Raw genomic sequence first — 14181 nt, 5'->3', positions numbered from 1 at the left:
TTAGATCTTTCCCTGCGCGACTTCTTCCGGCTTCAGCTCGACGATCGCGTCGAGCGCTTCCTTCACGTCCATCGCGTACCTGGCGAGGCGTTTCTGCTCCTCGGTCTCGGGCAGGAAGGCGGACACCGGCACCGGATGGCCGTTCTCGTTGACGGCGACCATGACGACGAGACAGTCGGTGGTCTGCAGCAGTTCGCCGCCCTTCGGGTCGCCCGCGTGCACCGACACGTGGATGTGCATGCTGGTGCGGCCCGTCGCGACGACGCGCGCGCGCAGCTCGACCAGATTGCCGACGAGGATCGGCCGGCGGAAACGGATATTGCCGACGCTGACCGTCACGCAATAGCGCCCAGACCATACCGCCGCGCATGCGTAGGCGGTTTCGTCGATCCACTTCATCAGCGCGCCGCCATGCACCTTGCCGCCGAAGTTGACCGAGGTCGGCTCGGCGAGAAAGCGGAAGGTGGTTTCCGAACGGTCCAGCGGTGCGGTGGGAACAGTGCTCATCTTGACTCCGGTCAATCGGATGCATTGAAAGGAGACGATTATACGAGCGCAATATTGCGCGCGGCGCGGCGTCGATTGGGGACGCGGCGCGAAGCGCGCCGATGGGCCGAGGGTGGGCCTAGTTGTGGACGCTGATCCCTGTGTCGACGGTACCGTACATGTTGATGCTGCCGCTGCCGGCCGACCCCGAGCCGGCTCCGCCCCCCGCGCAGGCGCTGGACAGCAGAACCGCCGCGGCGACGGCGAGAAGAGTTTTCATCACATCGATTTCCTGCAAGGACAGGCTTCGATTCTAGCCTGGTGGCTCGCGACGACGCGCAAACGCGGACCGAGCCGGACACGTCCGTCGCATCGATTGTTCACGCGAAGCTGAAACATCGAATACCCGATGCGCGTAGAGTAGGAATCGTGGCGGCGGGCTTTGCGATTGGACCGCGCTGTCCCCTGTGCCGCCCATTCAGGAGACGCGCCATGACCGCCCCCCTCTTAGACGACCAGAACCACTTCCCTGGCCTGAGCCGCATCGGCGCGCTACTCGCCGATCCCGGCCGCGCCGCGATGCTGTGGGCGCTAATGGACGGTAGCGCCCGCCCAGCCGGCGAACTGACGATGATCGCGGGGCTGTCGCCATCGGCGGCGAGCGCCCATCTCGGACGGCTCACCGACGGCGGGCTGCTCGCGCTCGAAGTGCGCGGCCGACATCGCTATTTCCGTATCGCGTCGGCGGACATCGCTGCATCGATCGAAGCACTCGCCAACGTCGCGCAGGTCAGCGCGCCACAGCGCTCCGTGCCGCGTCCGGCACGCACCGTGCCACTGGAAATGCGCTATGCGCGCACCTGTTACGACCACATGGCAGGCGAGCTGTCGGTGCGCATGTTCGAGCGCATGCTCGAGCGCGGACTGTTGACGCAAGACGGCGCATCGCTCGAAGCGACCGCGCAGGGCGTCGCACGCTTCGCCGACTGGGGCATCGACATGGCCGCGCAGAAGACCCGACGGCGGCGCTTCGCTTGCACCTGCCTCGACTGGAGCATGCGCCGACCGCATCTGGGCGGCGCGCTCGGCGCGGCGTTGCTCGATGCGTGGTCGGCGCATGGCTGGGTCGAGCGGACCGAGCGGCCGCGCGTGCTGCGCGTCACGCCGGCAGGCCATCAACAATTCGATGCGTTTCTGGCCGGATAGACCGTTCACCTGCCGGCGGCCCGACGTGGCGAGACCTTTTGTTACACGCCAGTGAATCCACCTTACAAATGAGCGATTCTTGAAACATAGGCGGCAAGTACAGTGACTGAACGGACCCGGCCCATTGCCACGTCCGTCGGAGATCAGTCATGACACACGCCAAGCAGCCCGTGCAGCATGCCGGGATCCGACGCCGGATGAGCGGCTATACGCTGATCGCGGCCGCCGTCGTCGCGCTCGCGACGCAGAGCGCCCTGGCGCAGCAAGCGACACCCGCGCCACAAGCCGCGGCGGCCGTCGGGCCGGGCGGCGATCCGTCGGGCGGCGATCCGTCGGGCGGCGATCCGCCGGGGCGCATCGCCCGGCTGAACTACACGGCCGGCGCCGTGACCACCGAGCCCGCCGGCGCGACCGACTGGTCGTACGCGCAGATCAACCGGCCGCTGACGACCGGCGACCAGCTATGGAACGACCAGAACGCACGCTCCGAGCTGCACATCGGCTCGACCGCGGTGCGCCTCGGCCAGAACACGAGCCTCGACGTGCTCAATCTCGACGACACGACCGCGCAACTGAAAGTCGCGCAAGGCACGCTATCGACGCGCGTGCGCGAGCTCGCGCCGGGCTCGTCGTATGAAATCGACACGCCGAACCTTGCGCTCGGCGTAAATGGTCCCGGCGACTACCGCGTCGACGTCGCGCCGGACGGCAGCAGCACGACCGTCACCGTGCGCAGCGGCAGCGCGATCGCGTACGGCGACGGCGGCCAGGTGCCGGTCGCGGCGGGTCAGCAGATCCGCTTTGCCGGCACCAGCCTGCAGCAGCTCGCCGACAACCGCGCCCCCGCTGTCGACGAGCTCGACCAGTGGGCCGCCAGCCGCGACGCGACCGAAGACCGCTCGCTGTCGGCGCGCTACGTGTCGCGCGACATCCCCGGCTACGAGGACCTCGATGCCAACGGCACATGGCGCGAGACGCCGCAGTACGGCGAAGTGTGGTTGCCGAACGCGACGCCGGCCGGCTGGGCGCCGTATCACGACGGCCACTGGGTCTGGCAGGCGCCGTGGGGCTGGACCTGGGTCGACGACCAACCTTGGGGCTTCGCGCCGTACCACTACGGCCGCTGGGCCGAGGTCGACGGCACGTGGGCCTGGGTGCCAGGTCCGCTCGAAGCGGACGCGGCGCCGGTCTATGCGCCGGCGCTGGTCGCATTCGTCGGCGACGACGACGGCGGTGTCGACTGGGGTGTGAACCTGGCGGTCGGCGGGGTCATCGCGACGGGCGTCGCGTGGTTTCCGCTCGGGCCGGGCGAGCGGTGGCATCCGCATTGGGGCGCTCACGACCGCTGGAGCGCTGGGTACTACAACCGCGTGAACCGCACGACGATCGTCAACGACTACCGCCGCAACGTGAACATCCACAACACATACGTGAACTATCGCGTGCCGGGCGGGGTGACAGCCGTGCCGGCGACAGCGTTCGTGCACGGTCAGCCAGTCCGACGCTTTTCGCAGAAGGTCGATCCGGCGCAGTGGCGCAACGCGCGGATCAACCCGGGCGCACCGGGGATCGCGCCGGTGCGCGAAAGCTTCGGGTCGGATCTGCGGCGCGCGAACTACCGGCCACCGGCGAGCGTCGTCGGCCGGCCGGTCGTCGCGACTCGCAATCCCGTCATGCCGGCCGCTTATCACGACGAACTCGCGCAGCGCTTCGCGCAAAGCGGCGGTCGGGTGCCCGGCGGCGGCCAGCCGGTCGTGCGCACCGCGGTGCCGGCGCATATGACCGGCGCACCGAGCGCGCTGCCGATGGCGAATGTGCGGGTCGTGCAATCGCATGTGCCGGGACGTCCGCCGGGGATGGCCGCGGGTGCGCCTGGCGCGCCTGGCGCCCCCGGCGCAATGGGCGGTAACGGCCCGCATGGCGTCGAGCAGGCTGGCCAGCGGCCCGGCGAAGCCGGCGTCGTGGGGCCGCATGGCGAAGCGCCGCAAGCGCGTCAGGGCATGCCGCCGCAGATGGTCGGCAAGCCGCGTCCGCCGCAGCCTGGCGAGAGTGGGCTCGCGGGCAATATGGGCCATCCGTCGAATGGTGTGCCGCGGCCGCCGCAAGCAGCCGGTGGGAATTCAGCCAACGCGGCGGCGTACGCACGGCAGCGCGGCGCGCCGCAGGAATGGGGCGCGGTCGGCAGGTCTCAGCCGGCATGGACGCAGCCGCATACCCCGATGGCGCAGCAGGCACCGCGCATGGCGCAACCGGGCGGCCCGCAACAGCCGCGCTTCGCGCAACAGGCCGGTATGTCCCACCCGCCGGACAACCCGGCCGCGCAGCAACAGGCGCGTGTGCCAAACCGGCATCCGCCTGTGACGCAACAGGCGCCGCGCGCCGTCCCGCCGCAGCAACCGCGTCCCGAACCACAAATGCAGCAGGCGCAACAGCCGCGTGTCGAACCGCGTCCGCAGCCGATGCCGCAAGCCTCTCGGCCCGAACCGCAGTTCCAGCAGGCGCAGCAGCCGCATTTCGAACCGCGTTCACAGCCGATGCCGCAAGCCCGGCCCGAGCCGCGTCCGCAGATGCAGCAGCCACGCCCCGAACCGCGGCCCCAGCAGGTGCAGCAGCCACGTCCGCAATCCCAGCCGCAACCGCAACATGCCGAGCAGCACCAGGGCGGCGGCAATCGCGACGAGCATCACAAGAGCTGAGCAGAGCTGAGCAGGACGCCTGCCGTCCCGGCAACAATAAAGCCCCGCGATGCAAACCATCGCGGGGCTTCTGTTATTCGACGACGACGAGAGCGAGCGCTACCGCCCCGCTCCCACCGACATCAGATCGCCATCGGCGCCGTCAGCGGGTCGTGATGCCGATAGCCGACCAGAGAGAAATCCGCAGGCTCGATCGTCTCGAGCCATTCCGGCTCGTACACGCCGGTCTTCGCGTAGTCGGGCACGCGATCGGAAATCGCGAGCCGCGGACTCTCGTACGGCTCGCGCTCGAGCTGCTGGTGCAGCATATCGAGCTGATTCTCGTAAATATGCGCATCGCCGATGAAATAGCTGAACCAGCGCGGCGTATAGCCCGTCAGCCGTCCGACCAGATGCAGCAGCGCCGCGCCCTCGGTCAGATTGAAGGGCGTGCCAAGCCCGACGTCGTTGCTGCGGATATACAGGCACAGCGAAATTTCGCGGCGCGTAACGTTCGGCAGAAACTGGTACAGCAGATGGCAAGCCGGTAGAGCGATCTGGTCGAGCATAGCTGGGTTCCAGGCATGGAACAGAATGCGTCGATCGGCGGGATTCTGCATGATCGTGTCGAGACACTGGCGCAGCTGGTCGATCGCCTTGTAAAGCAGCACCTTCGAGCGGCCTTCTTCGTCGAACTGCGTGATCACGCGAAAACCGCGCGCCTGCGCGTCAGCGAGTTGCGCACTCGCGCTGGCGTCGAGCACCTTGTAGGCCGGCCACTTGCGCCATTGCACGCCGTAGACATCACCGAGATCATCCGGGCCCTCGCGATACGGATTGGCGAGCCACTGTGCGTTCTGATTCGCGTTCCCGTCCCACACCTTGCAGCCGAGCTCGCGGAAATCCGCGGCGCTGCGCGAAGCACGCAGAAACCCGACCAGCTCGCCGATCGCCGACTTGAACGCGAGCTTCTTCGTCGTGACCGCTGGAAAGCCTTGTTGCAGATCAAAGCGCAGCATCGCGCCGGGCATGCTGATGGTGCGGATGCCGGTGCGGTTCTCCTGCCACGTGCCGGTGTCGAGAATCGTACGGACGAGGTCCAGGTATTGTTTCATGCAGTTTCCTTCTGCGCGGCGCGAACCCGATCAGGCGCGCACACGGAATTGAGCAAAACCCGATTCTAACAAGCGCGACCGCACGCCGCCGGGGCATGGCGCGCCCCATGGGGAATATCGAGGGAAATATCAGACGGAAAGGAAAACACCGCCGTACGCGATATACGGGCGGCAAACACGTGCATGCAAAAGTGCTTCGACGCGACGCTTGGCCGGCTGGCGTCGCTGCGCCCGGAAGGCACAGTCAATCCGTCCGAACCGGCACAGCCCGAGACCCCCGGCGACGCGCCAGACCTTCACATGCCACGTCGCCCGTCTCGCCGCTCGCCCGCGCCGCCTACAGATGCTGCACCGACGCCGGCAAATCGCCGTGCGGCGGCGCCATCGGCTCGGCTTCCATATGACGCATGCCGTGCGAGCACAGCAGCCGGTAGAGCGTTACTCGTGAGATGCCAAGTTCCTGCGCCGCGTCTCCGAGCCGCCCGCGATGCCGCAGCAACGCAAGCTCGATCGCCTGACGCTCGGCCGCTTCGCGCGCCTGCGCGAGCGACACCGGCACGATCTCGACGTATTCGGCAAGTTCGAGGTCGCGCGCGGTGATCGCGCGTCCCTCCGACATCACGATCGCGCGCCGCACCCGATTGATCAGTTCGCGCACGTTGCCGGGCCAGCCGTAGTTATGCAGCGCGGCGATCGCGTCGGGCGCGAAGCCACGCAGGCGGCGGCTCGCATCCTTCTTGAAACGTTCGAGCATGTGCCGCGCGAGCAGTTCGATGTCCTTGCCGCGCGCGCGCAGCGGCGGCTCGTCGATCTGCAGCACGCAGAGGCGGTGATAGAGGTCGGAACGGAAGCGCCCTTCGATCATCGCCGCGGTCATGTCCACGTGCGTGGCCGAAATGATGCGCACGTCGACGTCGATCGCGCCATGGCCGCCGAGCCGCTCGACCTTGCGCTCCTGCAGGAAGCGCAACAGGCTCGCCTGGCTTTCGAGCGGCAGATCACCGATTTCGTCGAGAAACAGCGTGCCGCCGTTGGCCGCCTCAACCCGGCCGATCTTGCGCTGGTTCGCGCCGGTGAACGCACCGCGCTCGTAGCCGAACAGTTCCGATTGCAGAAGATGCGGCGGGATCGCACCGCAATTGATCGGCACGAACGGCGCGTTGCGCCGCGCCGAGCGTTCATGAATGGCGACTGCCGTCAGCTCCTTGCCGGTACCCGATTCGCCGGAGATGAACACCGGCGCGTCGGTCATCGCGACCTTGCGGATCGAGCGGAACAGCGCGAGCATCGCGTCGCACGAGCCGACCATCTCGCCCTCGGCGCCTTGCGAGCCGTCGTGCGACGCCGTTTCGCTCAGCGAGATCATGCCGTACGCATGACCGACCGAGTCGACAATACGGTCGCCAGAAGACGGCACCGTCACGTAATCAAAACAGTAGTCGCGCACGAGCCGGCGCAACGCGGCGTCCTGGAGTTGGCCAGGCGTAGTGGCAGCGACCCAGCCGACGTTCGGCATGGTCAAACAGGATTCAAAAGCAGCGATTTCGTGCGGCTGGAAATCACTGGACAGATCGAGCAGGCCACCAGCAGCCGAGCCGGTGCGCACTGCCCGGCGCGCATCGCGCGCCGATCCCACGACTTCGACATGCCAGCCACGCTGCATAAAACGCGTATTCAGTTCCGCGCTCGGGTCACGCGAAACGTAAATCAGTTGCCGCGTTGCGGGTTCCATTATTCAGATCCTCTCGCCAACGAACGTTAAGGACGACGCATGCACCTGAAATTGCGGTTCAGACACGCTGACTCGTCCAGGATTCGCGAATCGCAAAACCCGAACGGCCATTCCATTCCGTGCGGACAGCTGATCCCCAAGAAAGCGGCGTGTGTGTTCGAGACGGCCCGATATGGGCCTTTTTTAAATCTGAAGCTGTTTTCGAGAGCTTACTATACGCGCGCCGCTTCGAAAACAATTATGCGAATTTAATCGATTGACCCGTTGCCCATCAAGGCTTAGCGGCCGATCGCGATTTATTCAGCCGACAAATAAAACATTAGTGGAAGCGCTTTTCGTGGCGTTCTCGCGACAGTATTTCGTACGTCGCGGATTAACGAATTACAGGTATTTTCTGCTGATCCGTTTCAGGGCTGCAACGTTTTTTCCCGATTTGGAACGCATTAGTCGTGTTTGCGCTGGTTGGCGCCAGACGTATCAATGGATTGCGAGCGATGGCACACGTTTCGCTAATTGGCGTGCACCAGGGAGACACATCATGCGACTCGCATTCCGCATCGATCTGATAAGCCGCCGCGCACCATACTTCGCGATCTGCGCAGCTCTCGCGTTCAGCGCCCTGCCGGCGAGTGCCGGCACTCCGACAGCGCAAGCCGCCCCGGCGCGATTCGCCACGCTGACGGATTCCAGCGATGCCGCCGACCCCGCCTCCACCAGCCTGCAAGCCACCGCGCCGGTTGCCGCGGAGGACGACAGCCAGATTGCCGCCAACCCGTCGAGCCCGGCTGCCGATGCTGCATCCATGAACGATATTTCGCTCGACGACCAGATGCTGTCGCGGCAACGCGGCGGCGCGGTCGGCATGTTGATGGTCGCCGCGACGCCCCGGTTGATGCAAAGCGGCGGCAACCAGGTGACGTTGTGGGACGAGATCGCGCCACCCTCGCCGCTGCCGGTGCCCGTCGATGCCGCGCGCGCCGCCCAGGGCAACGTCGCGACCTACCAGCGCAAGTAAGCAGGACGAAGCCACGAACAGACGGCAAATAACCAGGCAATGCAGGACCGGTGGCCGCGCGAGCAGTGACGCGCCCCACGACGGCGGGACACAGGCAACAAGAGAGAAGGGACCGGGACATGAGTACGAACCAACAGACGCCGCACGCCCTCGGGCTGCCGGCGGCGTCGTTCAGCAACGCTCCCGTCTTGCCGCGCGCCGCTTCGGCCGGCACCGCCCTTCTCGCCAGTGTCCTCGTCACCGCCTGCTTCACGAGCCATGCCTATGCCGAGCAGGTTGCCAATCCGGGCGACCTCGTCGTCGAGCGCAGCGTCACGCCGCGCGACGCGTTCGTCCCCGTGCCGCACGACCAGGACCCGGTCGCCGTGCGCGCCACCACGTTCCCGGCCAACTCGTTCGATCCGACGATCGCGACGCTCGTGGGCGACACCGATCTGACGAACGCGCACGGCTCGAACGGCGTCGCCGCCGGCGGCGTACTCGGCGGCACCGGCATGCAGGCCGTCACGCAGATCCTCTCCGGCAAGGCGACCGGCAACACGATCCCGCTGAACTCGGGCGGCATCGGCGGACCGGCGACGGGCGTAGGCGGCACGATCAGCTCGTCGGTGACGGGCGCGCTCGCGCCGCTATCGAACGTCCTCGGCGGCGCGCTCGGAGGTCTGAAATGAGCACACGCCTGCGCCCCTCGCTGCGCTCGCGGCAAATCGCTGCGGCACGCCCGGCCCTGCGCGTCTGCGCGTGCCTGTGCATGGGCGTCGCTGCGTTCGTCGCCGGCGCGGCTCACGCGCAGGCGCAAGCGGTGCCCATCGTCGGCGCCATCGCGACGATCGGCACCGGCGCGGGCATGGGCGCGACGGGCGCGCTCACGGTCAACGAAACGGCTGGCCTCGACAACGCGCAGGCCAACCAGATCACGGTGACGAACGGCGCCGCGGTCGGCAACGCGAACGCGAGCGTGCAAAGCGCGTCGGTGGTCGCGAACGTGCCGCGCGCGCAAGCGTCGATCGAAGCCAATGCGTTTTCGAACACATCCGGCGCGGTGCTGGTGAACCAGTCGGCCGGAGCAGGGAATCTGCAGCGCAACAGCACCCAGATCGGGACTGCGGCGCTCGGAGTCGAGACCGTCTCGGATGGGGAGCTATCCGCGACGGCCCCGAAAAACGGCAGTCCGGGGCAGTCGAACGCGATTCACGGCGTGCGCGAGGCAAGCATTTCCAGCGATGCCTTGCGCAACGCGAACGGAATCGTGCAAATCAACCAGGCAGCCGGCGCCGGTAATGCCACGGCAAACAGTTTTGTGCTCCGTCCCCCGGCGGGCACTTTTTTTAACTGACCACACTTAAGTATCGGAGCGAATCATGAAGCGCACTCTTATTGCCACGGCCGTTCTCGTTGCCGCGTCCGGCAACGTGCTTGCCGCGCCGCAGAAGGCCTACCTGTTCAATACGACGGTCGTCGGCGAGATGGTCGGCGTCGAAGGTCTGGTCGGACTGTTTGGCTGCGTGCACGTCTCCAGCACGGCTAACGCGGTGATCAACAACAATCAGACCGTCAACGTGAATGCGACGCTCGATCCGCAGGCGCAGACCTACACCAGCGGCAACGTGACCACGACCCTGAACAACAGCAGAACGTCGGTCAGGGGCGGCGGCTCGGCATTCGCGTTCACGACGCAAAACCATACGTCGTCGAGCTCGGGCTCGCAGGGCTTCGAAGCCTCCGGCGGCTATGCGTACGGCAGCCAGAGCGCGAGCGTGACGAGCGGCGGCTATGAAACCAGCCAGCAGGCAGCCGGCATCGCGGGCAGCTTCTCGCACACAAGTCAGAACTCGGGCGGCCATCTGTCGGCCGGCGGCTCGATCGGCGGCAGCTACAGCTATCAGGACCACAACACGTTCTCGCACGGCAGCGGCTCGTTCAGCGCCCGCGGCGGCCTGCAGGCCGGTTATCGCGAATCGAGCTACGCGAACTCGTCGGGCGTCGCCGGCGGCTTCGAAGCGAGCGAAGCGTCCGGGCAAAGCCGTTCATGGGGCTTCAGGGCGAGCGAAGGCTCCGGCTATGCGATGGTCGGCGAGCAATCGTCGGGCTACTCGCGCAGCCGCTCGTCGTCGAGCGACTCGTATGGCGCCGCCTGGGGCATCGACGCAGGCATGTCGACGACCGACGTGACGACGCGCGGCTCGATCACGCAGCACATCAACAACGAAGCTGCCGCCACGCTGAATGCAACCACCGGCACCAACGCAGCCAGCAACGTGTCGGGCAACCTCGGCATCAACATCGCGGAAGGCATCGACAACGCGCAGAGCAACGACGTGTCGCTCGCCTCGGTCGACGTCGGCAACGTGTTCGGCAACGCGCAGGCCTTCAACGTGCAGTCCTCGGGCGGCAGCGCAACGATCCACAACTTCAATCTGAACGCGTCGGTCGGCAACGGGTCGCTGTCGGGTGTGACGGGCAACGTCGGTGTGAACATCGCGTCCGGTATCGGCAACGCGCAGGACAACGCGCTTGCCGGCGCCGTGACGACGACCTCGCCGGGCAAGGCGCTGACCACCGCGATGGATGCGACGGACGACAACTCGCAATCCGCGACGATGACCGTCCACGGGCAATTCCAGGGCACCGCGAGTCTGGGTGCCGATACGCTGAAAGGCGCCTCCGGAAACATCGGCGTGAACATCGCCGGCGGCGCGGGCAACTTGCAGCACAACGGCCTCGCCATCGCGGCGCTGAACAGCGGCAAGTAAGCCGACGACGCGGCGAGCGCGGGCAAGCAGAAGAAGCACTAAGCAGTCGGAGGGGCGCGCCGGCAGCCATCGAAGCTGCCGGCGCGGATCGGGCAGGAGACCAGCATGACCGGGTTCAAGGGGTTCCCGGCGCTACCGTTCGCCGTAGCGCTGGCAGGGTGCGTGCTGTGCGCGGATCACGCCGCCGCACAGTCGAGCATCGACACGTCCACGTTCGCCGGCGTGCCGTTGACGAAGACGGTCCGTTCGATGAAGGACCTGCGCTACAACCACATCGTCAATCAGCAATTCGATTACAGCTGCGGCGCCGCGGCGCTCGCCACCCTCCTTAAGTACGGCTACGGCATCGATATTCCGGAAACCGAACTGATTCGCCGGATGATGGTCTTTTCAACCCCCGAAGTCGTCGTCAAGAACGGCTTCTCGATGCTCGACATGAAGCACTTCGTCGAGACCATCGGACTGCGCGGCCGCGGCTTTCGCGTCAACGTCGAAGCGCTCCACCATCTTCAGATCCCCGTGATGGTCCTGATGAACATCGACGGCTACGAGCATTTCGTGATCGTCAAGCATGCGCAGGACGGCCGCGTGTTCATCGCGGATCCGGCGCTCGGCAATCGCATCGTGCTCGAAGAGGACTTCGCGAAGACCTGGAACGGTCTCGTGTTCGCGGTCCTCGGCAAACCCTTCAGGGAGGATTCACCACTGTTGCAGGACAACGAGTCGCTCGCGCTGAAGCTGCGCGCCGCTGCGCTGGCAGCCGGCACCGCCGCGACTCCCTTTTTCGAGTACGGCTTGAACAAGGCAGACATGTTCTGATCCCGCCATGAAGTCACACTTCACACAGCTTGGGTTCGTGCTCTGCGCCGTCGCCTGCGGCGCAGGCGGCCTCGCCCACGCTTCGGAGGGCGCCGCCTCGCCACCGGCTCCCGAACTTTCGATACCGCCCGAGCCAGGCGCCGCGCCCCTGCGGGTGCAACTCGTCGGCGACGACGTGCTCGCGACCCAGACCGGCAAATACGCCGGCGCGACGATGATCTCCGGCTTCGTGCTGAACGTCATTTCGCAATGGCAGTTGCCCAACGGCGCGAGCGCGCTCGCCCAGGGATCGCTGAGCGCGGTGCAGAACGGCGGCGGCCAGCTCACGAGCTCCGTCAGCACGTTCGCCAGCGTGAGCGGCGGCGCGCACGGCCAACCGGGCGATTCGGGCGCCAACCCGAATGCCCAGGCGCGCGGCGGCCAGAGCGTCGGCGTCAATGGCGTGTCGCAGGTCACCCAGGTCGCGGGCGATCGAAACAGCGGCACCAACGCCGCGCTAATCGACTTCAACAACAGCGCCGTGACGCTGACGGGCTCCGCCAACGCGCCGTCGGCATCGGCCAGCAATTCGACCGGCTCCGTGAAAGCCGGCATTTCGTTCGGCAGCAACGGCGTGAACGTGGCGCTGCAGACACCCGCTGGGCTCGCCACCCAGACCATCGCGCCGAGCAACGGGCAGATCGCCCAGTTGCTGCAGATTGCAGGCAATAACCAGCAAGTCGCCAACGCCCTGCAACTGCATCTGCAAACCCAGCAGATGTCGGCTTCGATGCTTCGTCAGTTAGGCGTACTGCAGGCACTGCAAAACAGGAGATGACGAAGCGGGCCGCCACCCGCCAGTTGCAGCAAAAGCAGTAAAGAAACGGCCGCGCAGTCAGCACCGCGCGGCCGGACCACCGGGGGAGCAAAAATGAAAAAAGTGTCATCGACCAGGGCACCGCGCATGGCTCTCGCGGCCATTCCGGCCGCCGTCATGCTGTGGGCTCTTTCTCAGACGGCGAGCGCGCAGGCGCTCGCCGGTCAATCCGTGGAGGACCGTCTGAACACGCTGATGCGCGTCGTCGACGAGCAGCAGCGGCAGATCCATTCGCTCGAACGGCAGGTCACCGAACTCGAGATGGCGCAGCGCGGACGCGGCGTGCCGGGCGCCGACGCCCCCGCGGGCAGCGACACGGTGGCCGAGCAGCCCGGCGCCGACGGCCTGCCGGTGCCGCTGCCGCCGCTCGCGCAGATCGCGCCCGGCGCGCCCGCGCCGGCGGGCACCACCGGGACCGCGACCGGCGTGCCGGTCAATCCGCCGACGCCGGACGGCAGCAATGCAGGCAACGCCAGCGCCGGCGGCCTGCCCGCCGCCACGGACGGCAGCGGCGCGGTCGGCCGGACCCAGCGCGCGAATGAACCGGTGCGCACCCAGGCCGAGCAGGCGGTCGTGCAACGCGAGCATGCGCCGCTCTTCGACCACAAGCTGACGATGGACTTCGGCATCAGCGACACCTACTACGACCGTCGCCAGTTGCAGTTGTCGGGCTTCCTCGCGCTCGACGCGATTTTCCTCGGCAACATCAACCTCGGCCAGACCAAGTCGCACCAGGTAATGGCGGACCTCGACACGCGCTACGGCGTGTCCGACCGCATCAATGTCGACGTCGACGTGCCGTACCTGTATCGGCGCAGCACCTTCATCGTCGGCGGCGCGGGCGGCGCGGCGAGCACGCTGTCGGACGCGACGGTGTCGAGTCACGACATCGGCGACGTGAACTTCGGCATCTACTACCAGTTCGTCAGGGAAACCAATGCCTTGCCGGACGTGGTCGGCAGTCTGCGCGTGAAGGCGCCGACCGGCAGCTCGCCGTTCGGCGAAAAAGTCGTGCAGGTCGACGCGGACAACACCAACCTCGTCGCGCCGACCAGACTGCCGACCGGCACCGGCTTCTGGAACATCACGGCGGGTCTGTCGGTGCTGAAGACCTACGACCCGGTCGTGCTGTTCGGCAGCGTTTCCTATACCTACAACCTCGCGCGTTCGTTCGCGGACATCTCGTCGGTGCAGGGACAAACCGAACCGGCGACGGTCAAGCTCGGCGACATCGTGCAGTTCGGCGGAGGCGTCGCGCTCGCGTTCTCCGACAAGGATTCGGCCAGCGTGTCGTTCACGATGGCGCTCGAACCCGCGTCGCAGACCAAATCGCCGGGCGGCAGCTATCAGAAGGTGCCGGGCAGCGAAACCACGGCCGCGGCGATGAATTTTGGCCTGAACCACGTCGTGAACAAGCATCTGACCATCAACGGCTCGGTATCGATCGGACTCACACCCGACGCGCCGAACTTCGTGGTCGGCATGCGCTTTCCGTACACCTTCTGACGTGCCAACGATACGAGG

The 14181-nt window shown here is 66.6% G+C and carries 13 protein-coding genes; 9 read left to right on the top strand and 4 right to left on the bottom strand.

Going from position 1 to position 14181, the window contains the following annotated elements; all coding sequences use genetic code 11:
- Together F6X40_RS11560 and F6X40_RS11555 are read right to left on the bottom strand one after the other, a co-directional pair.
- Positions 1-507 carry an acyl-CoA thioesterase gene (locus F6X40_RS11560; RefSeq protein ID WP_184073788.1) on the bottom strand — a complete coding sequence of 169 codons (507 nt, stop codon included), beginning with the start codon at positions 505-507 and terminating at the stop codon, positions 1-3.
- Between the two features lie 118 nt (positions 508-625).
- Positions 626-766: a hypothetical protein gene (locus F6X40_RS11555; RefSeq protein WP_167368602.1), complete on the bottom strand. Its 141-nt coding sequence runs from the start codon at positions 764-766 to the stop codon at positions 626-628.
- 212 nt (positions 767-978) lie between these two features.
- On the opposite strand from F6X40_RS11555, the gene F6X40_RS11550 reads away from it, so the two are divergent.
- On the top strand, positions 979-1692 hold the full coding sequence (locus tag F6X40_RS11550) for an ArsR/SmtB family transcription factor (RefSeq protein WP_184061380.1): 714 nt from the start codon (positions 979-981) through the stop codon (positions 1690-1692).
- Between the two features lie 149 nt (positions 1693-1841).
- Positions 1842-4388 (top strand): DUF6600 domain-containing protein, encoded by a 2547-nt coding sequence (locus tag F6X40_RS11545; RefSeq protein ID WP_187627955.1) that lies wholly within the window; start codon positions 1842-1844, stop codon positions 4386-4388.
- 122 nt (positions 4389-4510) lie between these two features.
- On the opposite strand, the gene F6X40_RS11540 is transcribed toward F6X40_RS11545, so the two are convergent.
- Both F6X40_RS11540 and F6X40_RS11535 read right to left on the bottom strand, forming a co-directional pair.
- Complete coding sequence (locus F6X40_RS11540; RefSeq protein WP_187627954.1) at positions 4511-5482, bottom strand: thymidylate synthase; 972 nt, start codon at positions 5480-5482, stop codon at positions 4511-4513.
- A gap of 337 nt (positions 5483-5819) precedes the next feature.
- Positions 5820-7214: a sigma-54 dependent transcriptional regulator gene (locus F6X40_RS11535; RefSeq protein WP_184073796.1), complete on the bottom strand. Its 1395-nt coding sequence runs from the start codon at positions 7212-7214 to the stop codon at positions 5820-5822.
- A 538-nt stretch (positions 7215-7752) separates the two neighbouring features.
- Between F6X40_RS11535 and F6X40_RS11530 the strand changes: the two genes are divergently transcribed.
- The 7 genes from F6X40_RS11530 to F6X40_RS11500 all read left to right on the top strand — a co-directional run bounded on the left by F6X40_RS11530 (position 7753) and on the right by F6X40_RS11500 (position 14163).
- Positions 7753-8229: a hypothetical protein gene (locus tag F6X40_RS11530; protein ID WP_187627953.1), complete on the top strand. Its 477-nt coding sequence runs from the start codon at positions 7753-7755 to the stop codon at positions 8227-8229.
- Between the two features lie 119 nt (positions 8230-8348).
- Entirely contained in the window at positions 8349-8900 is a 552-nt protein-coding gene (locus tag F6X40_RS11525) for a hypothetical protein (RefSeq protein WP_187627952.1), read from the top strand.
- Positions 8897-9565 carry a hypothetical protein gene (locus tag F6X40_RS11520; RefSeq protein WP_187627951.1) on the top strand — a complete coding sequence of 223 codons (669 nt, stop codon included), beginning with the start codon at positions 8897-8899 and terminating at the stop codon, positions 9563-9565. The genes F6X40_RS11525 and F6X40_RS11520 overlap by 4 nt, the downstream gene beginning before the upstream one ends.
- Positions 9566-9590: 25 nt before the next feature.
- Positions 9591-10982 (top strand): hypothetical protein, encoded by a 1392-nt coding sequence (locus F6X40_RS11515; protein WP_187627950.1) that lies wholly within the window; start codon positions 9591-9593, stop codon positions 10980-10982.
- A gap of 105 nt (positions 10983-11087) precedes the next feature.
- The gene (locus F6X40_RS11510) at positions 11088-11801 is read left to right on the top strand and encodes a C39 family peptidase (RefSeq protein WP_187619761.1); all 714 of its coding nucleotides are present in this window, start codon (positions 11088-11090) and stop codon (positions 11799-11801) included.
- A 7-nt stretch (positions 11802-11808) separates the two neighbouring features.
- Positions 11809-12618, top strand: a complete 810-nt coding sequence (locus tag F6X40_RS11505; protein WP_187627949.1) for a peptidase C39 — start codon at positions 11809-11811, stop codon at positions 12616-12618.
- 93 nt (positions 12619-12711) lie between these two features.
- Positions 12712-14163 (top strand): hypothetical protein, encoded by a 1452-nt coding sequence (locus tag F6X40_RS11500; protein ID WP_187627948.1) that lies wholly within the window; start codon positions 12712-12714, stop codon positions 14161-14163.
- Positions 14164-14181 lie beyond the last annotated feature (18 nt).

This window comes from Paraburkholderia sp. UCT31 (assembly GCF_014397655.1).
GTDB classification, from domain to species: domain Bacteria; phylum Pseudomonadota; class Gammaproteobacteria; order Burkholderiales; family Burkholderiaceae; genus Paraburkholderia; species Paraburkholderia tuberum.
This window is presented reverse-complemented; position numbering and strand designations above follow the sequence as displayed.